This window comes from Micromonospora coriariae (genome assembly GCF_900091455.1).
Classification (GTDB): Bacteria; Actinomycetota; Actinomycetes; order Mycobacteriales; family Micromonosporaceae; genus Micromonospora; species Micromonospora coriariae.
This window is the reverse complement of the sequence record NZ_LT607412.1, coordinates 5,850,298-5,875,315: the sequence shown is the minus strand read 5'-3', so window position 1 is coordinate 5,875,315 and position 25,018 is coordinate 5,850,298. Positions and strand designations below refer to the sequence as shown.

Here is a 25,018-nt window from a genome sequence, read left to right as displayed (position 1 = left end):
GCCCCCGCTCAGACGATCCGGAACGGCCGGGGGTCGTCCCGGTCGACGTAGACGGGCACCTGGTTGGCGGCGAGCACCGCGTTGTCGCCCACCGGCAGACGCTGCACCCCGTCGCCGGTGGGCGCGCTGCCGGTCACCACCACCGCCGAGTCGGCCGGGAAGCGGACCAGCCGCAGCTCACGCACGTCCGCGACGCCCGGCTCGTTCATCAGCGTCCAGATCACCTCGGCCGCGCGGACCGGCTCACCGAACGGCAGCTCGTCGACGTAGCGGCGCAGCCGGGCGTGCAGCCGGGCACGCAGCTCGGTGGCGGCGGTGGACGCGTTCACCGTCTCCCGGGAGCCGGTGGGCAGTGGCAGCCCACGGATCACCAGGTCGGCCTCCACCCCGATGCCCACCTCGTCGGCCCGGTCCACCGAGGCGAAGATGCCCACCGGGCGCAGGTCCTCGATCACCGACTCGACGGCGGCGTGCAGCCCGTCGGGGCCGTCCCAGATGGCCGCCGCGGTCGGCGCGACCAGCACCGTCACGTAGTACGGGTTGCCGAGGTCCCGTTCGGTGCTGAAGACCCGCTCGATGAAGTTGAAGTTGCCGAAGATGGACTGGTTGAGGTCCAGCCCGCCCCGACCGTCGAAGACCTGCACCTGGCGTACGCCCGGCACGGTGGCCACGGCCAGCCCGATCGCCTCGGCCGTCCAGATGGACCGGGGCGCGGCCAGCAGGAGCTGCCGGTAACGGGCGTCGGGGACCTGCTGTTCGCCGCCGGTCAGCGCGACGGTGTGGGTGATCTCCACCAGCTCGTTCCCGGCGGCCTGCTCGGCGTCGTCCAGATCGGCCAGCAGGGTGTCGGCCCGGTTCCACCTGTCGATCTTCTGGCTGGGCTGGGTGGGGTCGAGGTTGTGCGACGGGCCGGGGTAGAACGCGGCGACGGCCGGTGTCCGCTCGCCGACGGCGGCGGAGAGCACCACCGTCTCGTCCAGCGCGACGTGGTGCCCGCCGGGGGTGGACAGCCGCGCGCCCCGGGGCAGCGTGAGCTGGGTGCGACCGGTCGGGAGGGCGGCCTTCAGCTTCAGTTTCACCGTGCCGCGGGCCGGCAGGTACGGCCGTCCGATGCCGAGTTCCTCGCCGAGGCGGGTCAGCGCGTCGGCGGTCGCCGACACCACGTACGAGTTGTCGTAGACCGAGCCGAGGGCCGCCCACAGCCGGGCGTCCTCCAGCGCGGCCAGCTCGAGGACCTTGCGCAGCACCGCACCGCTGGTCAGGTCGACGTCCTCGCCGAAGAGCAGCCGGGCGGTGGCCAGCTTCTCGGCGAGCAGCCGGGCGAAGGACTTCGGCACGAAGCCGGTCTCGACGATGCCGAACCCGGTCGAGCCGGTGGCCCGCAACGCGGCGGCGTCGACCGCGAGGACGTCGGCCAGCTCGGCGGGCAGTGTGGGATCAGACATTGGGCAGCTCCCCGAGGTGCACCGAGAGCCGGTCGTCGGTGATGGTTTCGAACTGGACCTGCACCTGCAGGGTGCGCGAGGCGCGCAGCGCCGCCCGGGTGGCGTCATCGGTGCCGCCGGCGCCGAGCCGGCCGTCGTCGAGGTTGACGTCGACGATCCGGCGGACCCGGGGGTCCCGGTCGAGCAGCGTGATGATGCCGATCCGCACCTGCTCGCGGATCAGGGTCGGTTCGACCGGTTCGGCCAGGGCGTTGAGCCCGTCGAAGCCGAAGGTGGCGTCGAAGACGTTCGAGCCGCGCAGCGTGGTCAGCGCCACCGCGAGGCTCTGCGCCACGTTGTCGGTGCCGGCGACCAGGGCCAGCACCCGACCGTTCGGGCCGTCGTCGAAGACGACGTCCCGGGCCAGGTCCAGCCCGGGCATGGTGGGTTCGAAGGCCAGGCCCCAGCCGAGGTACCGGCGTTGGGCGGCCTGCCGTTCCCGCTCGGTCCGGTCCATCTCAGACCGCCCGCAGCTTGCTCTGCCCGGCGCTGGCGGACAGGCCCGGGGTCGAGCCGTTGGTGGCGCCGCTGAGCGTGTCCAGGGCGACCCCGGCGCCGCCGACGTGCAGCTTCTGGGCGGCGCCGGACGCCGACACGACGTTCTTGCACTGCACCGTGGAGCTGCTGTCGGTGATCAGGCAGCCGGTCACCGACTTGCCGGTGATGCCGTCGGGGCGGACCACCGGGGTGCCGGCCACCGTCAGCTTCGCCTGCCCGGCCGGGGTGACCGAGCCCTGGCTGGGACAGTGCACGTCACTCGACGTGGTGAGCACGAATGCCATGTCGCTCTCCTCAGTGGACGTTCATCGCGTTGCTGACCTGGACGTCGACGTCGTCGGCGGCGATGCTGACCGAGCCGCCGCTGATGTTCACCGCGCCGTCGCCGGCGTCCAGGTCGATCCGGGTGGCGGTGATGGTGATCGAGCCGTCCTGCTTCATCACGATCGAGGAGCCGCCGGCGGCGTGCTCGATGGTGATGCTGTCGGCCTCGTCGGCGCGTTCCGGGCGCTGGCCCCGGCCGCGCAGCTGGGCGCGGCCCACCCGCACGGTCAGCTCCCCCAGCTCGATGACCCGGTTGCCGTCGCCGTCGGTGAGGTCGTGCGCCACCTTGCCGTCGTGGTCGGCGGGCACCACGGTGTCACCGATCGAGGAGCGGCGGTCGCTGGCGACCCCGACCGGCAGCGACAGCCACCAGTCCCCCGGCTGGGAGACCGGGGCGTGCCCGGTGGGCCACAGCGCACCAACCTCGACCGGGTCGTCGGGTGCGCCGTTGCGGTAGGCCAGGGCCACCCGGGTGCCCGGGTAGCGGGGCAGGATGAGCCCGCAGCCACCCCAGGCGAACGGGGTCAGGTAGGTCACGCCGGGCAGTGGCGCCGGCTGTTCCCGGCGTACCGGAAGCCGGCGGGCCCCGTTCGGCCGGCCGTCCGGGCGGGCCAGCCCCTCCCAGACCGTCTCGGTCTGGGCCGGTGGCTCGACCGCGCCGCTGGCGTTGGTGGCCGCCGCCCGCACCTCGCCGATCTCCAGCCCGCGCGTCTCGCCCCGGGCCGCGCGGGCCGCCCGCCGCACCGCCTCGGCGGCGGCCACCCCGGGCGAGGAGGCCGGACCGGCCGGCTCGGCGGTGCCCACGCCGGAGGCGTCGCTCCAGCTGTCCCAGGCCTGGGTGGCGGATGCCACCTCCACCCCCTGCACCACCGTCACGAAGCTGGCCGTCCGCGACAGGGTGTGCCGGGCGGCGCTGAGGTAGAGCAGCTTCGCCCCGGGACCCAACTCCCCGGTGGACGGGGCGAACGGGGCGGCGAACGAGCCGAGCAGCGCCGCGCCGACGCTGCCCAGCGTGGTCGCCTCGTCCACCGCTGGCGGGTCGAAGCGGACCAGGTCACCGGGCTTCAGGTCGGGGCGGCCCTTGAGGGTGAGCGTCCACGCCCGCCGGCGCGGCGGCGCCGTGCCGCCGGCCTCGGTGGCCGCGTACGGGTCGGTGTCCTGGCTGCCGTTCTCGGTGCACTCCAGCAGGCCGGTGGCGAGGGTGAGTGGCTTCGGCTCCCCCTCCGGGTACGGGACCGGCCGCTTGCCGACGTGCACGGTGCCGTCGCGGATCAGCAGCATCCCCCGCCCGTACGCGTTCAGCGACTGCTGCAACGCGCCACCGATCCGGTCCAGCGCGGCGCGGTACAGCAGCCCGGCGCCGAAGGCCACCCGCTCGTCACCGGCCGCCTCGGTGGCGCCCCGGGTCATCGTGCCGTCCGCGTTGGCGCCCCAGCTGGCGATGTCCACCCTGGTCCGCTCGGAGACGGCCCGGATCGCGGCGGTGAAGGTGGCCGCCTCGAACCGCTCGGCGACCCGCTGGCCCAGGCGGGCGTACGCCTGCTCGACGAGGGTCAGTTCGGTGTCGTACGTCCGCTCGCCGGTGAGCCGGCGCACCTTGGTCACCCGCAGCACGGCCACCAGCGCCTGGGTCAGCTCGGCCGGTGACGGGCCGGCGTTGACCCCGACCAGGTTGGTGAAGAACGCGCCGACCGAGGTGTTGGCGTCCCGCCAGTACAGGTGCAGCTTCGCCACCAGCGGCGGTTGCCCCTCGGCGGTGCGCAGCGCGGCGAAGTGCTCGTCGATCAGCCCCTGCACGGTGATCGTGTAGGCGCCGGGGCCCAGCCCGTCGGGCAGCGCGGCGTCGATGGCCGCGTAGTAGTCGGCGCTGGACAGGGTGAGCGCCGCGTCCTGGCTGATCCCGGTCGGTGTCTCCCGGTGGAAGGTCAGGGTCCAGCCGGCGTCGTTGCCGACCGCGCCCTGGCGCACCTGGCCGGTCTGGAACGGCGTGAGTGTCATCGCAGGACCCTCCGCAGCTTCTTGTCGAGCAGGTAGCGGTAGCGCAGCTTGCCGGGGCCCAACTCGGATTCGACCCGCTGGGCGGGCGGGCGGCGACGCCAGACGAACTCGTTGATCGGCGGCGGTCCGAACCGGTCCACCGCACGGTCCGCGGGCCGCCAGGCCAGCGTCACGGACGAGCCGTAGTCTCCGGAGCCGCGTACCGTCCCGGCGTGCAGCAGCCAGGTGAGCACCAGCAGTTCCACGGCGACCGGGGCGGTCCCGGCGGCGTCGGCGGCCGGTGGGCCGGCGTCGGGGCAGACCCGGCGCAGCCCGGCGGCCAGCGGCACCGAGCCGAGGATCCGGGTGCCCTGGCGGACGACCAGCCGCAGTGGCACCCGGCCGACCAGCGCCGGCGGTCGGGGCGTGGCCGGTGGTGCCGGCCGGGGCGCCAGGTCGTCGGCGGAGCTGCTGACCACGGCGAGCGGGTCGGTGTCCAGCCACTGCCGGGCCAACCCGGTGGGCAGGATCAGCACCGCGTGCACGCCGGCGCCCAGCTCCACGCGGTGCGGCAGGCCCGCGGTGAGGCTCTGCCGGACCTCGGTGAACCCGGCCGGCACCTCGATCGGCGTCTCCGGCAGCAGGTAGCGGTCGATCGGGAACTGTGGCATCAGTTGCCCAACCCGTCGGCGAGCGCGCCGACTCCGATGCTGGCCACGTCGAGCAGCTTGCCGAGCAGGCTGGGACGGGGCACGTGGACGAGGGTGATGGTGGTGTCCAGGACGTCCCGGCGGGCGGCCGACGCGTTGAAGGTCAGCGACTGCACCTGCATGTCGGTGCGGATGGTCATCGAGGTGACCAGGATCAGCCCACCGAACCTCCCGCCGGAGTACGCGGCCAGCGCGGTGCCGCGTTTGCTCGCCTCGGCCATCGTCTCCAGGGCGAACTTCCAGGCGTAGCGCTCCGCGCCGACCAGCACCCCGGTCAGCGTGATGGTGTCGTCGTGGGTGGCCACGATGGCCTTGTGCGCGGTGGAGCCGATCGGTGGCAGGTGGTAGGTCTGGGCGAGGGAGATGGCGGTCACCGCCCAGAGTGGGATCGGCAGCACCCCGTCACTGATGATCGCCGACGGCACCGTGTCGTACCGCATGAAGCTGCTGGTGAATGCCATGCTCAGCGCCCTCCGGTGGGTGGCAGCGCCACCGGCGCGCCGGTGGGTTCGACGGCCAGTCCCAGGTCGCGCAGCGCCTGGGTGATCTCGCGGACCTCGCCGGCGGCGCTGGTCACCCGCAGCCGCAGCCGGCGTTCCTCCAGTGCCCGGCTGATCCGCGCCGGCCGGGTGGACGCCGAACCGCGCCGGTTGATCCGGTCGATCTCGGCGGCGGCGTCCTCCATCCGGGAGATCGCGTCGAGGATCCGCGGGTCGGGGGTGAAACCCGGGTCGTCGCGTTGCAGCCGGGCGATGCCGTCACGGAAGTCCGCGGCGTCGCGGCGCAGGTTGGTGACCAGGTTGTCGGTGAGCGCGCCGACTCCGCTGACGCTCGTGGCCCGGTGCGACTTGTCGTCGACCAGCCACACCCAGCCGTCGTGGCCGATGCCCACCAGGTCGGTGCCGGCGACCTTGACGTTGGCGTCGGGGCCCTTGAGGAACAGCTCGATGCTGCTCAGCGAGAACGCGGCGGTGTACTCGCCGAGCACGCCCCGGCCGTAGGTGACCATGTCGTGTCTCAGGTAGGCGCGGAAGCCGGGGCCGTCGTCGGCCCGGCCGCCCCGGTCGCGGAAGCGCCGCCAGAGGGTGGCGAGCGCCTCCGGGTTGTGCACGGCGAGCTGTTGGGTGAGCCAGACGTCGCCGCCGGCCACCACGGCGCGCAGATCCGGGTCGCTGATCCTTGCGAGGGCCTCGGTCAGCCGGGCCTCGCTCATCTGCAGGCCGCGCGAGCGGGCCCGACCGAGGTCGTCGACGGCGGTGCGTAGCCGACCCAGTTCGTCGGGGGTGAGCCGGCCAGCGAGCCGGGTCTCCAGGTCCGCGACGGCGGCCCGCTTGCCGGCCTCGGACTCGGCGGCCACCGCGTGCCACAGCGCGGCCGGTTCCAGGTCGGCGGCCCGACGCAGGGCGGCCTGCCGGTCCGCCGGCATGGCCCGGAACGCGTCGGTGACCACGGCGGCCGGCTCGGTGTGCCGGCCGGCCGTCCCGCCGCCCGCGTCGAACTCGCGCAGCAACGACTCGGCGTACACGCTGGCGTCGTCGGCCAGCCGCAGCGGCGCGTCCCCGACGATGCCCTCGCGGGGTCGGCTGAGCTCGCGCATCTCCGTGCTGAGCTGGTCGAAGTACTCGCCGAGGGTCGCCACCCGCACCCCCTCGGGCAGGGTGCCGCCCTCGAGCACGTGGTCGAGGATGGCGGCGATGTTGTCCCGCAGCACGGCGATGCGTTCCAGCCGGTTGATCGCGTTGCCCAGGTGCAGGTCACCGACATCGTCGACGACACGGCGGATGAGGTGTTCCAGCAGCCGCCGGGAGCGCACCTCGCCGGCCTCGCTGTGCTCGGCGACGGTGCGGATGAAGCGGCGCAGCCGGGGGTTGGCGTCGGCGGCGGCGTGCACGGCGGCGGCGTCGAGGAAGCGGCCGGCACGGAACCGGCGGGGCGGGGTCACGGCCGTACCACCGGGACGGGCGGCCCGGCGGCGGCGCCACCGGGTTGCGAGTCGAGCACCATGAGGATGAAGCGGGCGCCCTCCGGTCCGCCGACCGCGCCGCTGAGCATCGCCTCGCGTTCCACGTACGCCAGCAACGGATCCATCAGCTTCTGCACGACGCGTTCGAGCACCTCGTTGAGCAGGATCTCGGTGAGGAACGCCTGGAGCAGGTCGCGGGAGGCGGCCTCGACGACCTGCCGGGTGAGCCGGCGCAACGCGTGCCGCCCGGCGGCGCGCAGCCCGGCGCGCACCCCGAAACGCAGGGCGACCCGGCCGCCGCGCACGACCACCCCGCCGATGGTGCCGACCTCCGGGATCAGCGACAGCGCCAACCCGAGGTACGCGGCGAACAGCTCGACCTCCACCTCGGTGCGGGTGAGCACCAGCTCCGGGTCGAGCAGCGCCCCGTAGAGCCGTTCCCGCTGGTGGGCGTGGACGACGTCGCCCACGGCGACGGCCACCCCGACCAGGAAGCCCAGCGGCGGGCAGAGGATGGACAGCGCGATGATGCCCACGGTGATGCCGAACGCGGTCAGCGCCTCGCGGCCCAGCTCGGTGCCGAACAGCTCGTCGACGCCGGTGGCGTAGTAGAGGTTGCCGCCGAAGAACTCGCCGAGCTGCTGGTGGGTGACGAGGTGGATGCCCTGCAGGGCGAAGCGGCCACCGGGGATGGTGGCCGACGGGATGTGTTCGCTGATCCGGCTGGACCGGAACGCGAACCGGGCGTCGGTGCGGGCGCGGCCGAGCATCTCGGTGTTGTTGCGCCGCATGTCCTGCAGCACCCGCCACAGCTCGTCGCGGATCGCCGACCGGTTGCCGGCGAAACGGGCCAGCACGTCGGGCAGGTCGGTGATCTGCTTGACCAGCGGGTCGATGCCCTCGGCCTCGCCGCGCTGGACGACCAGCGCCTGTTCGATCTCGGCGAGGGTCCAGAGCACCGCGTGCGAGTCGCGGATCCGGGTGGTGCCGTCCCGCTCGATGATCTCGCCGGCCGCGCCGGGGCTGGTCATCGTGGCCTCGGCGGCGAGGAACGCGCCGGAGATGGCGCGGGCGGCCCCGTACCAGGCGGTGGCCGGGTTGGCCATGCTCACCGTGGCGAGGGTGCCGCCGCCGATGGCGGTGTGCTCCTGCGTCCAGCGGGCGGCCTCGTGGCGGCGCAGCCGCTCGCGCAGCCCCTGGAGTTCGGCGTAGTCGGTGAGCTGGGAGACGATCAGCCGCTCGAAGATCGGCGCGTACCGGTCGAAGTTGGTGATCCGGGCTTCGATGCCGCTGCGGGAGGTGAGCAGCAGCTGCACCAGCATCGCCTGACTGCCGACGATGAACAGCTGCCCGACGGCGGCCTTGACGGCCGGGCTGAGCGCCTGGACGAAGTGCAGGTTCCAGGAGGCGGACGAGTCGATCCAGCCGCCGTGGATCCGCGCGAAGTGCTGGGGTTGGCTGTAGCGGCGCATGACCAGCTGGGCGAGGTGGTCGAGGCGTGGCACCACGCCGGCCAGGTGGCGCAGGAACTGCACGGCGGGCGAGGCGACCGGCCGGAAGTCCAGCGGGCCGAGCCGGCCGGTGCCCTCCGGGACGGGCCGGGTGAACGCCTCGCGTTCCGCGGCGCCGACCAGCAGGCCGATCGCCGCCGCCCGGCCACGCAGCACGGCGGCGGCCTGGAGGCAGAAGTTCGCCGGGTAGCGGCACGGCTCGCCCATCTGGAGCCGGAACGCGATGTCGTCCATCAGCCGGCGCAGTTCGTCGCCGTCCGGGCCGAGCGCGGCCAACTCCGGCTCGCCGTTGAACGGGGCGCAGGCGGGCATCTCGGAGTGTTCGCCGGTGACGGCGGGGAACCGTCGGCCCTCGGCGCCGGCTGGCGCGCCGGGGCTGCTCGGGTCGAACACGAACCCGCCCCGCCGGGCGCCGCCGGTCCCGTCCCCGCCGGTGCCGCCGGCCCCACCCCCTGGCCCGGTGCCCGTGCCGGCGCCGCCCGGTCCACTGCCGCCCGGTCCGCTGCCGGAACCACTGCCCGCTCCAGACCCACTGCTGCCACCTGACCCTGAACCTGTTCCCGAGCCGTCGCCGCCGCCGGAGGGCGCGTTCGGGTCCGACGGTGCAGTCGGGGGCTGCTCGACGGTGATCGGCAGCAGGTTGGCCGTGCCGGTCCAGTGCAACATGGCGTCGCTCTCCGCGTTGCCCACCAGCAGCACGCTGGCCCTACCGATGCGGACGATCACCAGGCAGGTCGGCGCCGGCCCATCGGACGGGAAGATCTGGTTGACCCGTCGGATCACCTCCGCGTCGACGGCGCGGTCGAGCTGCGCCTGGTACTCCTCCGCACTGGTGGTCTCGGCACGTGGCATGGCGATGCGCAACCGCTGCCGAGCGTCGCCGGCCATTTCGCTGTCCACCATGGCGATCAGGGCGGCCCGGTCGGCGACCGGACGGCGTTCCACCGTTCCGAGCTGCGGGGCGGGCTGCACCGGCCGGACCTCGAAGCGCGGCTCCGGACCTGGCACCGGGACCGTCTCACCGAAGGCGTCGAAGGTGAAGAGGGACAGCGGGGTGGTGGTCACCACGACTCCCCAGACCGGCCGACCGTCGGAGCCGAGCACCCGGGCGATGACCCCCTGCGGCGTGCCGGTCGGCAGGCCGCCGTGTTGGCGTACCGCCGCGCGGCCCAGCTCGACGAGGTGGTTGACCAGATCGGCGGCCGGGCGTAGCAGCCACTGGTAGGTCACCGGGGCCGACTCTTCGCCCTCCACCGGCACCTCGGCGGCGTCGCCACCGTCGTCGTAGGAGGGCACCCGGTAGACGGCCAGCAGGTGCCGCATCCGCTGCGGGTCGAACAGCTCGGTGGGCGGCCGGCTCAGCGGCGCGGCAACGCCGGGAGGCAGACCCGGGTCGAGCCGGGCCGCGGTCACCACCTCGTCGATGCGCCGGCGCAGCCGGGCCTCGAAGGCCCGCCGGTCGTCCGGGGACACCCGCTCGCCGGCCGGGCCGGTCCAGCGGAACTCCGGAGCCCCGGGGCGTACCTCCAGGTAGCCACCGCGCGGCGCGACCACCTCGCGGCGGGAGCGTTCCAGGGCGCGGGCCAGGGCCGTGGCGAGCGCCTCGGTCACCGCCTCCGGCCGCTCGGTCACCGACCGGGCGTCCAGCCGGATCCGCACCGGCACATGCACCGAGATGGCCACCGTCAGGACCGCCCGTCCAGGTGCTCGGCGAGCCGGGTCAGCGCGAGGTCGGCGAGCGCGTCGGCGTCGACCGCGCCGCCGGCGTCGACCACCTCGATCTCCACGGGAAAGTGGTACGCGATGACCGCGCGGTCGTCCTCGGCCACCTGTTCGGCCTGCGCCTCGCTGCCGGCCGCGGGCAGCACCAGTTCACCCGCGTGCACCAGGGCCAGCCCGGTACGGGTGACCCGGGCGGCGCGGCCAGCACCGGTCGCCATCTGCTACCTCCGGTTCGTCGGTCGGCGGACTGTCTTTGGCGGGTTACGGCAGCACGGACGGGTCGCCGGTCTTCGGGTCGACGGTGGCCGCCAGGCTGAATCCGCTGAAGGTCGCCGCCGGGGCGCCGGAGATGGTGGCGGTGGTCGGCGTCGCGCTGGTGATCAGGCAGTCCTGGAGCACGAAGGAGGAGAACGCCCAGTCGTCGCCGGTGTGCTCGAGCAGGGTGATGTCGAAGAGTTCGCCGTCGAGCGCCAGTTTGGTGAGCCGGCCGGCGACGTCCCCGATGGCCTTGACGGTCATCGTGAAGTTCATCGACACCGGCGCGTGGATGGCCCCCATGTGGGTCACCTCGCACGAGTGCAGCGGCTCGACGTTGAGCGAGAAGGACGGGCTGAACGAGTCGATCGGGCTGATCAGCACCGTCTCGGTGCCCTTGGTGTACTGCACCGCGAGGCGGGTCTTCCACTCCATGGTCTGGTTCCTCCGGGTCAGAACTTGGCCACGAGCGTGACCAGCAGGCGGCTCACGGCCGGGCCGTACGTGACGGTGACGACCAGGTCGACGGTGCGGTCGGCCCGGGCGGCGGTGACGATCGAGGTGTCGGTGGCGGTGCGGGCGACCTCCGGAATTGTGAGGATGTCCAGCACCGGGATCTCGATCCGGTAGTCGTCGATCACCGCCTGCCGCTTGAGCGGGCCGAGGATGCCGTCCACCTGGGTCTTCAGCAGGGTCATCCCCGGCTTGGTGATCCGCGCGTCGCCGACCAGGCCGATCAGGCCGGCGCGGAGCATGAACTCGATCTGGTCGAGGGTGCGCACCAGGTCGACGTGCAGCAGGCTCGCGTCGGAGGTGAAGAGCCGCCCGTCGGCGAAGTGCAGGCTCTCCCCGGTGATCAGCGTCGGATCGATGATCGGGGTGAGGTTGGCCTCGGAGAGGCCCTTGATCTCGGCCGGGCTGTACTGCTTGGCCACCGGGACGGCCACCCCGCGGATCTTCTTCAGCACGATGCTGTGGTGCACCGGCAGCCCGGCCACTGCGGCCATCGCGGCGGTGGCGGCGTCGCCGTCCGCGCCCCGGGCCGCGATCATCACCATCCGACTGGTGCTGCTCTTGAGCGGGTTCGCCGCGGTGGTGATGTCGGCGACGTAGGTGGGGGCCTTCTCGGTGGCCGGGTTGACCATGGCGAAGCCGATCCGCCGCTGGCCGGCCGCGGACATCGTCTCCACGTGCGCCTTGAGCGCGTGCAGCCCGGTCGGCGCGCCCGCCCCGGCGGGGTTGCCGACGGTCGACTCGTTGGCCAGCGACACCATGGTCACGTCGTCGGCGGCTTCCAGGCCGCTGAGCGCGGCGGCGTAGTCGTCCCCGGAGACCTTGACCCCGTACACCTTGGCCGGGCGTGGGTCCTGGAGGAAGGCCAGTTCGAGCGAGTTGTAGAGGGCGTTGCGGACCACGTTGCCGGCCTGCCGACGGGCGAAGTTGGTGACCGCGTCGTCGAGGGTCTCGATCCGGACCGGGGTGTTCGCGGGCGCCGAACCACCGTCTGCGGTGGCCGGGGTCTTGCCCACCACGGCGATGACGCCCGGCGAGCGCTGGGCCAGTGGCGCCGGTGGCGGCACGATCCGGACCTCGATGAACGGGAATGCTGCTGTCGGTGCCACGGGTCCTCCCGGACGGAGTTGCTGCTGCGGTCGTTTGCGGCTCCCGGCCGCTGTGGCTGGCAGCGGCCGGGAGTCTCAGGTCGTCAGGGCGGCCAGCCCGATGCCACTGCGGGCGAGCCACTGGCCGGCCCGGGCGAACCGGGCGGCCCGCCGCTGCGCGTCGCTGCCGCTGTCGCCACCGGGCCAGCCCGCGTCGTCGAACGTCTCGATGGGGACCACCCAGACGGCGACGATCCGGTGCCGGCGCCGGATGTCGTCCGGCGCGGGCACGTCCAGCCCCAGCTCCTCGGCCCGGGCCCGGACCAGGCGGGTCTCGACGAGCAGGTCGGCCAGGGAGAAGCCCTGGTCGCGGATCAGTACGGCGGCGGCGAACGGCAGCGGGCGCGGGGTGGGCGGCGCGGCCGGCGGGGCCGCGTAGCGCAGTTGCACGGTGGCGCCGGCGGCCTGCCCGCGCATCCGCGCCACCAGGTCGCCGGCGTTAGCGGCGCCCACGCCGGCGAGCAGCCGGTCCAGGTGCGCGTCGGTGAACGCGGCCGGCTGGTGCAGCCCGGCCCGCAGCCGGGTCACCAGCCGGGTCCGGCGCTCGGTCTCCAACTGCGCCGGGTCGGTCGGCAGCGCGCCCAGGTCGGCGATGATCTGTGGGTCGACGTCGAAGGCGGGCACCGCGACGTCGAGGTCCTCGACCCGGTCCCGGGCCGCGCTGGTACGCACCACCAGGCTGCCCCGCCAGAGCGCGTCGATGCGCAGCGCCGAGCCGCCGAGGCCGTGCAGGCGTACCCGCAGCTCGGTGCGGGTGGTGCCGCCGGAGCCCAGCCACTCCCCCTCGGCCAGGGTGACCGGGGCGGCGGCGAAGCCGAGGGTCAGCTCGTCGAAGACCGCCGCGTACGGGGGCCCGACCGGCATCGCCTCGGTGTCGTACGCGGCCTCCACCAGGTGGGCCAGCGACGCGTCGTCGAAGACCGCGGCGCGGGTGCCCGGATCGGCCAGCCGCACCAGCACTCCGTCGACGAAGTCCACCGCACCGGCCTCCCCGCTGCCCGCGCCGGTGCACAGTGCCCGGCCCGGCACGAGGATCGCGAAGGGGCCGTCACCCGACCGTCACCGCCACCGTCACCGTTCCCGGCAGCGGCCCGGACTGTCGGGAAGTGAGCACCGGGGACGGCCGGCGCCGGACGGCATGTCCTCTCGCGAGCGCGATACCTCAGAGTCATTTTGATACCTCAGAGTCATCACGCTCGTCGTGGTTGCCAGCGCCCCAGCTCTGCCGCTTGCCGCTCGCGTCGGCGTGGCGGCAAGCGGATCGGTCACCGGTTGTTAGCGTGGCATGCGGATCCGTGACCATGGAGGGCTGCCATGACGGACGCCCCCGACGGGACGCCGAAGACCGCGGATCGGTGGCGACAGTGGGGTACCCGCGGCCTGAGCGTCACCCGGGACGCGAGCGTCCGCGGTTGGCGCTGGTGGACGCGGACCTGGGACCAACTGGTCGCCGCGCTGCAGGATGAGGCGCCCGCCGGCGCCGCACCGTCGCCATCCGGCCCGCTCGTCGAGCAGCGCCACGTGCCGCGGCTGATCGCGGTTCCCGCTCGCGGCTACGTGTACTCCTTCTACATCCGCGCCACGTTCGCCTGGTCATCGCCGAAGAGCCTGCGGGCCGAGGTGTTGAGCTGGTACGTGCAGTACTTCCAGGCGAACGCGATCCAGCGGCTGACCCGGCTCGCCGCCGACGCCGCCCGGGACCTGGCACCGAACCGGGCAGGGGACCTCGAACTGGCCCTGCAGCGGGCGCTCGCCGCCGACCCGGTCTGGCGCTACCAGCGGGGCGACGTCGTCATCACCTGCCAACCCGACGCCGCCGTCCGGCTCGACGAGCGGATCATGCCGGCGCTCCAGCCGCACATCGACCGGCTGGTCAAGCTGGAATACCAGTTCGACGAGCAGCTTCGGCAGGCCCGATACGCCGAGGAGTTGAGCCGGCGCTGGGCGGAGATCCTGGCCCAACACGCCAACGTGACCGGCGACCAGGACTTCGCCGACGCCCGCGACCACATGCTCACCGCGCAGAAGGACGCCGCACGTTGGATCAGCGAACTCCTTCACCACCGCTCGAAACACCCCACCGATCCGATCCCCTCCCCCTTCATCCCACCCCAGCAGACGCGCCCAGCCCCGGACACACCCCCTTCGTGACGCTGCAGTCCGCGCACAGCACCTCGCCCGCCCGCCACGCCCTCGTCGCGTAGTCACGCCGGTCCTTGCGCTGGAATGGATAGTTCTTGGTGGACCCCTCGCCACGCCGTCACGCTGCCCGACCAGCTACTCCGCACTCCAGATCTGCTCGCAGCCGGTCTGCCAACTCACGGACTGCCGCCGCGTACCGATCGTCCGATTCATTTGGCATGTGCCCCTTCACCTGTGGCGGAGGGCTCCCCCTGGCTGAGGCAGCACATTCTCGGGGTCGCGTAGGCGGCGATCCACCAACGCGACGGGCGAAGGGCGCAGGGGAGAATCCCCTCGTCCATCAGCGCGAGCCTGACGGGTTCCCGAGCCGGCAGCTGCGGTCACCGGGTACGAGAGCCGTGAAGGTTCTCAGGCGGCCTTGAACACCGTATCGAGATGCCACTCCAGGAACTCACCATTCGGCCGGTCGCCACGCCGCTCTGGAAGGGCTATCTGCGTTCCGGCTTTGGAGTAAAACTGGTCGCCGTTGCCGAACTCGCTGCGCAGCCGTGGGCTGACCATCAGCCGGTGCTTCGGGTCCACCCCCAGATAGCCCCTGTCGAAGAGGATGTGGACGTCCGACTTGAGGAGCAGACCGTTGTCCAGGCGGTGCTCGCCGCCCATTGGAAGCGGCCGGATGTGGGCAGCCTGCAACACCGGCTGGACCTTGTTACCGGTGATGGCGCAGCGCCGGCCGTAGGCTCCGAGCACCACAGCCTTGAACGACTGCTGACCAAGGCGCTGCGGCACCAGCCTGGGATCCCCGTACACCGGCCCCGGACGGTGCCAGGGCTTACTCAGATCAAGCTCGACCGTCGTACCAATCAGGCGGTGGATCAACAGGTTGAAGTAATCGGCCGAGAGCCCATGGGCAAGATCATAGGTCTTTCCCTGTACGACGTTCGACGCGAATCCAGGCGGCGCCGCAACGGTGGACTCGTTCGGGAAGAAAGTGGTATCGCGGACAAAGATGCACCCGATGACCGGATCTTCGTCGAGGCCGATCGCCTGCTTGCGGTACCGGCCGACGCTACGACGCATCTCATCAAGGCTGGCGACGCCGTTGGCTTCGCCGAACAGCTCCCAGGCTTCCGAAATCCGCAACTGCGTGAAGCCACTGAAGAAGCCGCCACCGATGACCCGGTTGAGGGGATAGTGAGCCTTGAAGAAGAAGGGCTCGCCAGGGGTGAGTGCACGAAATCCGCCTCCTGAAGGGCGCCAGAAGTTGACCTCGTTCAGGCCGGGGCGGGCCGCCAGGAAGCGGTACCACTTCTCGTCCGTCACTCCCACGAAGGCCTTCACAACGGCCAGGGTGCACCGAAGTTGATCTCGTCGCCACCACCCGAACGGTCACGACTCCACTTGCAACCATCCCTATCCCGTGGGGACGGTGCTCGCCCTCGCCCCCGCCCTCAATTCCTTGATGACGACCTGCGTCGTTCGGCAGTCCGCGTCGATCAGCAGATTCTGGAGGACATCCAACCGGTCGGCGATGGTGAAGTGGCTGAGCACCATCGGGTCCAGGACCAGGACCAGGACCAGGACGGCACCGGCACCAGCACCGGCGAACCCGACCACACGGCTCCATCTCCAAGTCGTCGTTCACCGGCAGGTCCGCGTCGACGACCTGGCCGTGCATCAGCTCCAGCGCCCGGGCCTGGGTGATCCGGTTCGCCCGCCAAGCCTCCATCACCGCCGTGCGCGTACATCGGCGGTATCCGCGCCGAGTCAAGGTAGGGCTGTGGAGTCCACCCCGACGCCTCAATGAATTCCGCTCGAATACTCCAGGCCGATAACGAGATGGCCCAGCTCGTGGGCGGCGGTTGCCCTGCGGGCACCGGGGTCACTCATGGGCCTGACCACCGCGACCGCGATGTCTCCGTGGACGGGCGACGCCCCGTCGCCCGGCAGGTCGGTGACCAAGTGCCCAATCACCGGCTCACCGACAAGCTGCCAGTTGCGGCCTTCCGCCATGGTGCGATAGCGCACACGGATTGAGACTTTGAACTGCGACGGATTAAGCCCCAGCAACTTCGGTCACGGTTCGCGCATCCAGGTCTTCGGGTCGGTGACGAAGACGCCCTTGCCCTGCTGCCGCCGGATCACCCGCAGCGCCTCCAGCCGGGCGTAGGCCATCTGCACGGTTCCGTGACTGACGTCGTAGCGAGCACGCAGCTCAACGATCGAGGGCAGCTTGTCCCCCGGCTTCAACTTCTTCGACCTGACGTCGGCGATCACATCATCGGCGATGCGCCAGTAATCCGGCACTTCTCGCATGGCACTCCTCGCGTGGCAACCCGATTTGATCACACCGCGACGCACCTAACAAGCAACGTTGACTCACCTGACATGTCTAGCTATGTTGATTCCGAGCCGCTCCTCGCGTGGCAACGAGTTCGGCTCATCCCCTGGTCGGGGCGGGTGCGTGTGCCCGTCCCGACCCACCGGACTGCTCTGCTGTCGTACCGCTGGATTGGGCTGCGGCGGCGGAGCGGGCGGGTCGCCCGCGGCCCCCGCGCGGACGGCCCGCCCTTCCAGACCCACCACAAGGACCTTCCGCGCTCCCGCCTGCCCTAGAGAGGATCGTCGTGGCTCAGGTGTATCGAGGTGCCCAGCCCTACCCCGCCGGCTACCCAGGCCGGTTGACGCCGCACGAGGTGCGGACCCGCGCGTTCGCCGCGTGCCGGCGCGGCGTCAACCCCGATGAGGTACGCGAGCTCCAGGCCCAGGTGGCCGACGAGCTGGCCATGCTCAACGAGACGGTACGGCTGCTCAGCCAGGAGTACGACCGGATCAAGCGGGCGCTGCGCGACTGGCAAACCATGCACGCGCGGGAATGCCCGCCACCGCAGGAGCACCACCACAACTCCGGCCACTGGTGACCGCGCGTCCCTCCCCGGGCGACCTGCTCGTCATCGACAGCCGGGCCTCGGTGCAGTTCTCCGGAGATCGCGCGCTGATCTTCCGCGCCGTCTCAGTCTGCGACCGGCCGACGTACGAGGGATGGGTCTGGTTGACCGGCTACGTCATCAACCGCCGAGGCGACGCAACCGCAAAGCGAGAGGTTTTCGTTCAACTCGCCGGCCTCCGACCCATCACCGCGCCCACCTTGCCGTCTCGGCGCGGCCGAAGTCTTCGGCCCCGGGCCGCTCACTGAGCCATACGACCCGACTGCTCGACAGATGCCGCCGAATGGCGTCACAGGGCAGGCTCTGGGCCCTTGCGCTGCCACCACGCCGTGAAGAGGGTGACAACCTGCGCCTTGACGTCCTCCGCGACGAACCCTTGGGCGTCACCCATGAGCGGCACGACGGCGTGCTGGTAGACGTCTCGGTGCCGTTCGACCGAAGGGCAGGCGAACACTGCCAGCATCCGGAGGACGCGCACGGTGTCGGCGCCCAGGAGAGGGAAGTGAGCTTCGAGCAACCGCGCGAGGGCCGCCCACACCTTGTCGACGACGATGTCGACGACAGCGTCCTTCACCAGCTCGGAGATGCCGGACGTGAAGTGATTCGACAACGCCTTCTTGACGGCCTGCTTGGCCGCGTCGGTGAAAAGGGCGATGACCTTGTTGATCCTCTCGATCAACTGGATCAGCGCCACCAGGAGACTGCACCAGCCGTGACTGGCGAGACCCTTCTTGATCTCCCGGGCGGTTGGCTCGTTCTGAACGAGGTTGTCGATATCGCGCGATATCTCGTCCCAGGGGTCGACCATGATCGCATCGGCGAGGATGTTCATCCGCCCGTTGTCGAACGCCACCGCCGTCGGGTCGCCGACCTCGAAGTCACGTTCGAGCCTGCCCTCGGTCCTGGGACGCGGGTCTGTGGCCCACAGGTGCTCAGCGATACCCAGACGGGCAAGATCGAGGGAGAGCTGTCGGTTCTTCGCGTTGGACCTCAGTTCCCCGGCGCGCCCCTTTTGGATGTCACCGTTGAGCGCATGTCGCCGCTCGTCGCGTACGGCCGGGCGCTCGACGGCGAGCTCCGCCCATCCATCCCAGCCATGCAGCGAGCCGCCACAGCCGGAGCACTTGCAGCCCGGATTTTGGGCCTTCGCGCAGTTCGCTCGATGCGTGTTCACAGCCATCCACAGCCCCCCGATCGGCTCGCCGTCGCTTGGGGTGAAGCACCGATAACCCTAAGTACCTGGCTGGCCGCTGCCAATCGGGTCCTGTCGCTGAAGATCAGGCATTTTGCCGCTCCTGCGCATTGCTTGGCTGCCAGGCGCGTACGTGCCTCGCCTGCATATATTGATGCTGTCGGATTTCTGATGGACATGGTCGAAGCGATCTGCAGGCCCGGATGGCCGACGAGCCGGCCATGATCAACGAGATGGTACGGCTGCTCAGCCAGGAGAACGACCGGATCAGGCAAGCGCTGCGTGACTGGCAGACATTCACGCGCGGGAGTGCCCGCCACCGCAGGAGCACCACCACAACTCCGGCCACTGGTGACCGCGTGCCCCTCCCCCGGCGACCTGCTCGTCATTGACGGCGGGTCTCGGTGCAGTTCGCCGGGGATCGCGCGCTGACCTTCCGCGTCGTCTCAGTGTCGAACCAGCCCGCGTACGAGGGCTGGATCTGGTTGACGGGCTACGTCCTCAACCGCCGAGGCAACGCGACCGCCAAACGCGAGGTCTACGTCCAGGTCGCCGGCCTCCACCTCGGTGCAACCTTGCCCTCGCACAGCGACCGAGGGCAACGCCTCGGACTCAACGTGACGCCGCGCCCGGCCGGGCCCCGGCGGGTCTCGGGCGATCGGATCGAGGTCGTAGCATCGCCTAACTCTCAAGGTGTGTCAGCTGGCGCTTCCTTGGGGTGGACCTGAGCATTCTCGACGTGGACCGGTAGCCAACGGAACTCGCCGTTCGGGCCGTCCATACGCGAGAAGTCATGCCAGATGAGCGGGTAGTCGCCGGCCAGGTCGCGTTGGTTCCGCAGGAAATAGCTGCCATTGACCCCCCAGCGAAGGACTCCGGTCAGCCGCCGGCCTTCATGGATACGGAACTCTCGATCACGGGTCGGCCGAGAGCCTGCCGGCGGAACCCACAGCGTGCGGTCATTGGTCAGCATGATCGCGAGACCGTTCATAGGCTCGGAACTTGAGCGGCAGAACTTCTCCAGCCTGGCGACGTCGAAGAGGAAGTTGCGCCGGGCCAGGTCCGAGGCTGCATGGCTGTGCAACCGAAACGCCTCGCCGGTGCCCGGGTCGATACCGTCCCAACTATCAGTGAAGTATTTGAATTCGATCGCCGTCCGACCTGCGGTCCCGAAACAAAGCAGGTCAAGGTATTCGCTGTCCTTCTGACGAACTTCGAGCCTTACATGGACTGCGCCGTCTAGGCGATGCACAGCCCAGGCGAAGGCGTGCTGGAAGTCCGCCTCGGAGTGAAACACTGCCCGTCGCAAGCGCAGCTCATCCATCACCGCGCTGAGGGAAACACTCCCCGCGATTTGCATGAAGAACCTTTCGTCGTCGTCCCAGAGTGAGAGGGCTGGGACGCGTCACCACTTAGACCGTGCGCCCGGCCACTCAATAGCGCCAGTCGTTGAGGGACATGGCGTCGGCCCAGTTGCTCCCCACCAGAGTGCCGTCGGGGAAGGTAGTGAACGACTGATCGGCCTCTCCCCCAGTCTCGAGAAGTCCGAGCACTGATTCGTGGAGACCGACCAGTTCTCCTTCAGCTGCTTGCCGAACCCGTGCGGCTATGTCGCGGCGTAGGCCGACACGCAGGTTGAGCACATCGAACCTCGAAGCGAGGTAGCCCTGGTCCCTCACGTCGGGCGTGCCCGCAGCGACGGCAGCGAGGAATGGTTCGTAGTACGCGAGCATGTATCTATCCAGGTCCATGTTCACGTCGATCGACTCAAGCGCATCCTCGTCCGGGTCGACCGCGTCGATCAACAACTCGTACGCGTAGGGCGGGAAGGATGCGACGCAGCCCAAAGCGAGCCACGGGCGTTCCCCAGCGATGGATTTGATAGAGCGCTTCTGAGCGACGAGAGTGCTAGGCAGAGCCGCTTCCATTGCGTTCGACCGCCCCTTCGCCTCGGCGACCACCCAGCCGCGCGGGCTCCAGCCGAACAGATCGGCCCTTTTCCTGGTAGTGCCGAACGTCACGCCGTACCTGCCTGCATATCTGTCCACATGCAGTAGGAAAGTCACACCCAGCTTTTTTTGGCAGAAGATGCCGGTCATCGCCTGCCCGAGGGCGTAAGACAGCGACACCTTTTCCGAACGGTCCAGTTCACGGGCCAAGGCGGATTTGACGAGGCCGCCCCCGTCCGATCTGCGGACGTACGCGGGAATGAGCGAGACTCGATGGATGAACTCCCATACCGAGGCCAGACCGTGAGAAACTTCGTCTCCTGGAGCCCGGCCAGTAGCAAACAACGCGTGAACAAGATCGTCAGTTGAGAAGGTCAGCACCCCGCGGGAGGAAACCACTCCCGCAGGGAACGCTTGCGCGAAACACTTGGCCGTGAACGTACCCCAGTAGGGCATCTGAACCCCCGGTCGTCTGTGTCGCAAATATGCGCCAGGTCCACGAGCACATCAGACACAGCGATCAAGGCCAATCGCCTGATCAGTCAGTAACCTATCAAGTCAAGCGGCAGCGGCGCTGCGATGGGCGTTGACGACCCAGGCGTCCGGCAGGGCGATCCACTCGTTGTCGCCTACCCGCACCACGGCACCGTCCAACTTGGGCAGTAGCGCTGGATCCTCCATCGGGCAGAGCAGCCACACATCCCCCGACCCGCCGCGCGCCGCATCGGCCAGCTCGTGGAGCCGATCCATCGCCCGGTACCGCGCCAACACCGCCGCATCGTGCAGCAGCACCGGCCCATCCGAAGCCGACAGCGAGGCATGCAGCGATGGCGCCGTCAGCTGCCAGAGGTGGCGAGACGTACCGGTCCCGGTCCCACCGCAGCTCGAAACCCGCCTCGGCGAGCAGCCGGTCCAGTTTGGGGTGGCCCGGCAGCGGGTCCAGCTCTGGGAAGCGCGCGGTGACCCGGTCCGCGACGTGCGTCGGGGTCAGCCCACGCCGACCGTCAGAAGCGATCGCGGGCGGCACCACGCCGGCCTGGGCCAGCCGCAGCGCCCGCACCGGGTCGAGGTCGCGCGGGTAGAGCTCCAGCCGCGCGGTCGCGGCGGCCCGCTCCGAGGCCACCGCGGCGAGCAGCACCCGACGCCGCTCGTCGAACGCGTCGGCCGCCCCGCCGGGCGCGGTCACTGCCGCGAGGGTACGCAGCACCGTCGCCGGGCTGGGCAGGACCTCGCTGGCGGCGAGCCGGTCGGCGGCCTTGCCGAGCGCGTCGGCGTAGTCGAGCAGCGCTGGCGCGGCCGGCGTGTCCGGCGCGTCGTCCTCGCTCACCTCGAGTGCCACCAGCAGCCGGTCCCCGCGCGGGTGCGGCTTGCCGTTGATATCGGCGCGGGCGTGTCGACGCAGCAGGAGACGCGGCTCGTCGGCGAGCGCGTCGACCTCCACGGCGGCGCGTACCGCCGCGACGGCCACCGCGAGACGCAGCGCGTCCCCGGTGCGCACCGAGCCGCGACTGCTCAGCAGCGCCGCGGCCAACTCGGCGACGCCCATCACCCGACCGCCGTCGTGCAACAGCTCGATGACCTGGGTACGCAGGCTGCCGACCACGGGAATGTCGTGCCAGCGTTTGCGCTGCTTGCCGAGGATCTGCGCGACTCGACCGGCGGTGACGCCCAGCGCGGTGGCCACCTGCGGCTGCTGCGGCCAGAGCTGCAGCGCCGGCAGCGCCCCTGACTCGTCGGGCAGGTGCAGCAGCAGCCGGGTGCCCTCGATCTCGGTGGCGTTGCGGCCGTTCTTCGCCGGGACGAGCAGCGTGGCGATGGCGTCCAGGCCGACGCGTACCAGATCGGTGTCGCCGTGCCCTGCGGCGGTCTCGGTGGCCGCCTCTTCGCTGGCCGCCTTGCGGGCGGCGGGCGTGGTGGGCAGCGTTTCCCGCTCCCCCAGGCGCTGGCGCCACTCCTTGACCCGGCGTTGCAGCTCCTGCCGGGTCTTCGCGCCCAGACCCGGCAGGTGCGCGAGCTTGTTCGCGACCGCGAGCAGCTCACCGACGGTGGTGGCGTCCAGGCGGTGCGCGGCCGAGACCGCGCGTGGGGTGAGACCGGCGGCCTCCAGCGCGGTGGCCCGGGTGGCCTTGCCGGCGGCCTCGTCGCGGGCTGCCGCCGCTGCCTGCTCGTCCGGCTCGTCGGCGTCGACTTCCGGGTGCTCGCTACCGACCGGAGTGCTCGCGTCGGAGCGGCGGAAGACCTGCTGCCAGGCGTCGCGCAGATCCTTGAGCGAGGCGTGACGCTGGCGGTGGTCGCGATGCAGGGCGCGTTGGAAGAACTCCACGAGTCCGTCGCGGATCGCCGGGTCGAACGCCTCGGCCGCCAGCACCGGGGGGCCGTCGGTGAGCTGCGGCTCGGTGCCACCGTCGCCCCAGACCGGTAGTTCCCCGGAGGCCATCTCGTGCAGGGTGACCGCGAGCGCATACCACTCGGCGTGCTTGTCGTAGACCGGGCGGTTGGCGGTGCCGAGGAACGGATCCAGGTAGCGCGGCGTGCCGGCGTTGATCTCCTTGACCGAGACCCCGGCCAGGGAGAAGTCGAAGAGCACCAGCTGCCGGGTGCGGTTGGGGCGGATCCGGATGGCGATGTTGTCCGGCTTGATGTCGCGGTGGTAGACGCCCTCACCCTCGAGGTAGTCCAGCGCGCCGAAGAGGTAGTCGCTGTAGGTCTCCAGCTCGTCGACGGTGAGCCGGCCGTCGTCGCGCAGCTTGCGGGCCAGGGTGCGGTCACCGGCGTGGTCGAGGACCACGACGGTCCGGTTGCCGAGCTGCAGCGGCTCGGGCCGGGCCAGCCGGATCACCCGGGAGTCGGTGAGCGGGCCGAGCACCCGGGCCTCGTGGGCCAGTCGGGCGCCCTTCTCGTCGGAGAGCCCGACCTTGAGCACCTCCTCCCGGCGGGTGCGCTCGTTGAAGCCGAGGAACGCACGGCAGGTCGAACCGGTGCCGAGGCGTCGGACGATCTTCCACTCGCCGACCCGGTCGCCGCCGCGCGCCTCCAGCGGGTCGGGCCGCTCCGGCTCCGGGTCCTCCGGGTGCACCGAGCCGGGAGGTGGGGTGGTCAGCTCGTCCTCGACACCCTGGAGCATCTCGACGAAGTCGGCGACCGTGGTGAGCCGCTGGGCCGGAACCGGTGCGGTGGCGGCCTGGATCAGCTCGTCGGCGAACTCGCTGATGCCGTCGGCGACCGCGGCGGCCCGCAGACCGTTGTCGCGAGCCAACCGGGCGAGCAGCTCGGGACGCTTCGCAGCCGGCGGATGACCGGTCAGAATCAGGTACGCCAGCGCGCCAAGGCCGAAGACGTCCATCGCCACCGCGTCAGGCGTCGGCGCGGTCAACTCCGGCGCGAGGTACGCCTCTGCGGACCGCTCGATGTGCGCCGTCGCATGCGACGAGAGCGTCACCGGCTCGCCGCTGCTGCCGCCGGCGCTGTCCGCGCCCCGGGTCGCCGCCTGCCAGTCGCTGATCTGCAGTTGGGGCATCAGCCAGGCTTCGTCCTCGCTGCCGCCGCGCCGCACCCGGCCAGGGTTGACCAAGACACTGCGGGCGGACAGTGCCCGGTGGTGCAGTCGCCGGCGGTGCGCGTACGCCACCGTCTCGGCGAGCTGGCGGATCATGGCGAGCCGGCTGAGCGCGTCGAGGCGGTCGCCGTACTGGGCGATGTAGTGGTCGAGACGCATTGAGCGGGGGTCGTACCGGAAGATGAGCGCCGGGCCGGCCTCGTGCGACTCCATCGAGTCGACCTGCACGATGCCCGGATGGTTGATGCCGTGCAGCGCCAGCATCTCCCGCTTGGCGGCGCGTTCGATGCTGGCCCGTTCGGTCTGCACGGCGTTGCGCTCGACCAGGTAGATCCGCACCCGGCGACGTTCCCGCTCCAGATCACGGTGCCGCGCCTGGTGGTCCTGCCAGGTGGGGCCGACGTCGAACGGGCGGGGCTCCAACTCCCACGCGCCAACCTGATAGTGCCGCCGGCTGCGGGCGATGCCCACCGCGCCCAGGAGGTCGGGCAGTGCCGCGGACACCTCCTTGGTGACCCGCTGGCGTTCGTCCTGCGGCGGGCGCTGCAGGAGCGAGGTGATCGTCGGCAGCGGTCCGGGCTCATGGCCCAGGGCGGGCTCCGGACCGTAGATGCCGTGCAGGTGATGCTCGGACAGCTCGACCCGGAGGCCGGGCTTGGACAGGAACACGGCCGCCTGCACGAAGGGGATCCTGACCTGCTGGCCCTTACGTCGCGAGGCCGCCACCTGGAGCAGCGACTTGAGCTTCTTGGCCTTGGCGTCCGCAAGATGCAGGGGGTTGTCGAATGTGCGAGTGCCGTTCGGACCTTGAAGAATCCAGTTCGAGCCACTCGAGATGAGCTTGCCGTTCAGGCTCTTGATCTCGATCAGATAGAGGCCGCCGGGCGCGGCGACCAACAGGTCGACCTCGTAGGGATGCCCGGTCTGGGCGGTGAAGGTGAAGTTCGACCAGGCACGGTAGGGCTCGGTGTCCGGTAGCAGCGCCTGGACGTGCGCGAGCGCCTCCCGCTCGTGCGCAAACTGCGACGGCGTGATCGTCGTCCAACGGCCCTCCTGCATGCCAGAGACTAGGGCCAGGTGACCTGGCGGCCGGTGCCCGGCGCTCCCCCCATCGGTCAGCCTCATC

22 protein-coding genes are annotated in these 25,018 nt (G+C 71.0%); 2 read left to right on the top strand and 20 right to left on the bottom strand.

Features of this window, described 5'->3' with window-relative positions:
- Positions 1 to 8 precede the first annotated feature (8 nt).
- The 12 genes from GA0070607_RS27190 to GA0070607_RS27140 all read right to left on the bottom strand — a co-directional run bounded on the left by GA0070607_RS27190 (position 9) and on the right by GA0070607_RS27140 (position 13,083).
- Positions 9 to 1,445, bottom strand: a complete 1,437-nt coding sequence (locus tag GA0070607_RS27190; RefSeq protein WP_157743284.1) for a baseplate J/gp47 family protein — start codon at positions 1,443 to 1,445, stop codon at positions 9 to 11.
- On the bottom strand, positions 1,438 to 1,941 hold the full coding sequence (locus GA0070607_RS32565) for a GPW/gp25 family protein (RefSeq protein WP_157743283.1): 504 nt from the start codon (positions 1,939 to 1,941) through the stop codon (positions 1,438 to 1,440). The genes GA0070607_RS27190 and GA0070607_RS32565 overlap by 8 nt, the downstream gene beginning before the upstream one ends.
- Before the next feature lies 1 nt (position 1,942).
- Positions 1,943 to 2,266: a hypothetical protein gene (locus tag GA0070607_RS27185; RefSeq protein WP_089020730.1), complete on the bottom strand. Its 324-nt coding sequence runs from the start codon at positions 2,264 to 2,266 to the stop codon at positions 1,943 to 1,945.
- 10 nt (positions 2,267 to 2,276) lie between these two features.
- Positions 2,277 to 4,304, bottom strand: coding sequence for a hypothetical protein (locus tag GA0070607_RS27180; RefSeq protein WP_089020729.1), 2,028 nt, complete (start codon positions 4,302 to 4,304; stop codon positions 2,277 to 2,279).
- Entirely contained in the window at positions 4,301 to 4,954 is a 654-nt protein-coding gene (locus GA0070607_RS27175) for a hypothetical protein (RefSeq protein ID WP_089020728.1), read from the bottom strand. The genes GA0070607_RS27180 and GA0070607_RS27175 overlap by 4 nt, the downstream gene beginning before the upstream one ends.
- Positions 4,954 to 5,454, bottom strand: a complete 501-nt coding sequence (locus GA0070607_RS27170; RefSeq protein ID WP_089020727.1) for a hypothetical protein — start codon at positions 5,452 to 5,454, stop codon at positions 4,954 to 4,956. The genes GA0070607_RS27175 and GA0070607_RS27170 overlap by 1 nt, the downstream gene beginning before the upstream one ends.
- 2 nt (positions 5,455 to 5,456) lie before the next feature.
- The gene (locus tag GA0070607_RS27165; protein WP_089020726.1) at positions 5,457 to 6,935 is read right to left on the bottom strand and encodes a hypothetical protein; all 1,479 of its coding nucleotides are present in this window, start codon (positions 6,933 to 6,935) and stop codon (positions 5,457 to 5,459) included.
- Positions 6,932 to 10,150, bottom strand: a complete 3,219-nt coding sequence (locus GA0070607_RS32560) for a hypothetical protein (protein ID WP_157743282.1) — start codon at positions 10,148 to 10,150, stop codon at positions 6,932 to 6,934. Before GA0070607_RS32560 ends, GA0070607_RS27165 begins: the two co-directional genes overlap by 4 nt.
- Positions 10,151 to 10,152: 2 nt before the next feature.
- Positions 10,153 to 10,407, bottom strand: coding sequence for a hypothetical protein (locus GA0070607_RS27155; RefSeq protein ID WP_089020725.1), 255 nt, complete (start codon positions 10,405 to 10,407; stop codon positions 10,153 to 10,155).
- Between the two features lie 43 nt (positions 10,408 to 10,450).
- Positions 10,451 to 10,879: a hypothetical protein gene (locus GA0070607_RS27150; RefSeq protein ID WP_089020724.1), complete on the bottom strand. Its 429-nt coding sequence runs from the start codon at positions 10,877 to 10,879 to the stop codon at positions 10,451 to 10,453.
- Between the two features lie 17 nt (positions 10,880 to 10,896).
- Positions 10,897 to 12,066 (bottom strand): hypothetical protein, encoded by a 1,170-nt coding sequence (locus GA0070607_RS27145; RefSeq protein WP_089020723.1) that lies wholly within the window; start codon positions 12,064 to 12,066, stop codon positions 10,897 to 10,899.
- Positions 12,067 to 12,141: 75 nt separating this feature from the next.
- Positions 12,142 to 13,083, bottom strand: coding sequence for a hypothetical protein (locus GA0070607_RS27140; protein WP_157743281.1), 942 nt, complete (start codon positions 13,081 to 13,083; stop codon positions 12,142 to 12,144).
- A 336-nt stretch (positions 13,084 to 13,419) separates the two neighbouring features.
- Here GA0070607_RS27140 and GA0070607_RS27135 point away from each other — a divergent pair, with 336 nt between their 5' ends.
- Positions 13,420 to 14,256: a hypothetical protein gene (locus tag GA0070607_RS27135; protein WP_089020721.1), complete on the top strand. Its 837-nt coding sequence runs from the start codon at positions 13,420 to 13,422 to the stop codon at positions 14,254 to 14,256.
- 399 nt (positions 14,257 to 14,655) lie between these two features.
- Here GA0070607_RS27135 and GA0070607_RS27130 read toward each other — a convergent pair whose 3' ends face one another.
- The 4 genes from GA0070607_RS27130 to GA0070607_RS27115 all read right to left on the bottom strand — a co-directional run bounded on the left by GA0070607_RS27130 (position 14,656) and on the right by GA0070607_RS27115 (position 16,563).
- Positions 14,656 to 15,588 (bottom strand): HNH endonuclease, encoded by a 933-nt coding sequence (locus GA0070607_RS27130; RefSeq protein ID WP_089020720.1) that lies wholly within the window; start codon positions 15,586 to 15,588, stop codon positions 14,656 to 14,658.
- A gap of 72 nt (positions 15,589 to 15,660) precedes the next feature.
- Entirely contained in the window at positions 15,661 to 15,864 is a 204-nt protein-coding gene (locus GA0070607_RS27125; RefSeq protein WP_089020719.1) for a hypothetical protein, read from the bottom strand.
- 183 nt (positions 15,865 to 16,047) lie between these two features.
- Entirely contained in the window at positions 16,048 to 16,275 is a 228-nt protein-coding gene (locus GA0070607_RS33080; protein ID WP_197701178.1) for a M78 family metallopeptidase domain-containing protein, read from the bottom strand.
- A 48-nt stretch (positions 16,276 to 16,323) separates the two neighbouring features.
- Positions 16,324 to 16,563, bottom strand: a complete 240-nt coding sequence (locus GA0070607_RS27115) for a winged helix-turn-helix domain-containing protein (protein ID WP_089020718.1) — start codon at positions 16,561 to 16,563, stop codon at positions 16,324 to 16,326.
- A gap of 311 nt (positions 16,564 to 16,874) precedes the next feature.
- Between GA0070607_RS27115 and GA0070607_RS27110 the strand changes: the two genes are divergently transcribed.
- Positions 16,875 to 17,168 (top strand): DivIVA domain-containing protein, encoded by a 294-nt coding sequence (locus GA0070607_RS27110; protein WP_231930413.1) that lies wholly within the window; start codon positions 16,875 to 16,877, stop codon positions 17,166 to 17,168.
- A gap of 316 nt (positions 17,169 to 17,484) precedes the next feature.
- Here the strand turns inward: GA0070607_RS27110 and GA0070607_RS27100 are convergent, their stop codons facing one another.
- From GA0070607_RS27100 to pglW, 4 genes are all read right to left on the bottom strand, one after another.
- Positions 17,485 to 18,375: a hypothetical protein gene (locus GA0070607_RS27100; protein WP_089020716.1), complete on the bottom strand. Its 891-nt coding sequence runs from the start codon at positions 18,373 to 18,375 to the stop codon at positions 17,485 to 17,487.
- Between the two features lie 700 nt (positions 18,376 to 19,075).
- Positions 19,076 to 19,747 carry a hypothetical protein gene (locus GA0070607_RS27085; protein ID WP_089020714.1) on the bottom strand — a complete coding sequence of 224 codons (672 nt, stop codon included), beginning with the start codon at positions 19,745 to 19,747 and terminating at the stop codon, positions 19,076 to 19,078.
- 73 nt (positions 19,748 to 19,820) lie between these two features.
- Positions 19,821 to 20,717 (bottom strand): hypothetical protein, encoded by an 897-nt coding sequence (locus tag GA0070607_RS27080; protein ID WP_157743280.1) that lies wholly within the window; start codon positions 20,715 to 20,717, stop codon positions 19,821 to 19,823.
- 172 nt (positions 20,718 to 20,889) lie between these two features.
- The gene (gene pglW, locus GA0070607_RS27075; RefSeq protein WP_197701177.1) at positions 20,890 to 24,951 is read right to left on the bottom strand and encodes a BREX system serine/threonine kinase PglW; all 4,062 of its coding nucleotides are present in this window, start codon (positions 24,949 to 24,951) and stop codon (positions 20,890 to 20,892) included.
- Between the last annotated feature and the right edge of the window lie 67 nt (positions 24,952 to 25,018).

What these genes read in the sequence shown, in the direction of transcription:
- GA0070607_RS27190 (WP_157743284.1), bottom strand. Translation starts at nt 1,445, where the DNA reads ATGTCTGATCCCACACTGCCCGCCGAGCTGGCCGACGTCCTCGCGGTC.
- GA0070607_RS27085 (WP_089020714.1), bottom strand. Translation starts at nt 19,747, where the DNA reads ATGCAAATCGCGGGGAGTGTTTCCCTCAGCGCGGTGATGGATGAGCTG.
- GA0070607_RS27175 (WP_089020728.1), bottom strand. Translation starts at nt 4,954, where the DNA reads ATGCCACAGTTCCCGATCGACCGCTACCTGCTGCCGGAGACGCCGATC.
- GA0070607_RS27180 (WP_089020729.1), bottom strand. Translation starts at nt 4,304, where the DNA reads ATGACACTCACGCCGTTCCAGACCGGCCAGGTGCGCCAGGGCGCGGTC.
- GA0070607_RS27155 (WP_089020725.1), bottom strand. Translation starts at nt 10,407, where the DNA reads ATGGCGACCGGTGCTGGCCGCGCCGCCCGGGTCACCCGTACCGGGCTG.
- GA0070607_RS27150 (WP_089020724.1), bottom strand. Translation starts at nt 10,879, where the DNA reads ATGGAGTGGAAGACCCGCCTCGCGGTGCAGTACACCAAGGGCACCGAG.
- GA0070607_RS27170 (WP_089020727.1), bottom strand. Translation starts at nt 5,454, where the DNA reads ATGGCATTCACCAGCAGCTTCATGCGGTACGACACGGTGCCGTCGGCG.
- GA0070607_RS27135 (WP_089020721.1), top strand. Translation starts at nt 13,420, where the DNA reads ATGACGGACGCCCCCGACGGGACGCCGAAGACCGCGGATCGGTGGCGA.
- GA0070607_RS27115 (WP_089020718.1), bottom strand. Translation starts at nt 16,563, where the DNA reads ATGCGAGAAGTGCCGGATTACTGGCGCATCGCCGATGATGTGATCGCC.
- GA0070607_RS27100 (WP_089020716.1), bottom strand. Translation starts at nt 18,375, where the DNA reads ATGGCTGTGAACACGCATCGAGCGAACTGCGCGAAGGCCCAAAATCCG.
- pglW (WP_197701177.1), bottom strand. Translation starts at nt 24,951, where the DNA reads ATGCAGGAGGGCCGTTGGACGACGATCACGCCGTCGCAGTTTGCGCAC.
- GA0070607_RS32565 (WP_157743283.1), bottom strand. Translation starts at nt 1,941, where the DNA reads ATGGACCGGACCGAGCGGGAACGGCAGGCCGCCCAACGCCGGTACCTC.
- GA0070607_RS27185 (WP_089020730.1), bottom strand. Translation starts at nt 2,266, where the DNA reads ATGGCATTCGTGCTCACCACGTCGAGTGACGTGCACTGTCCCAGCCAG.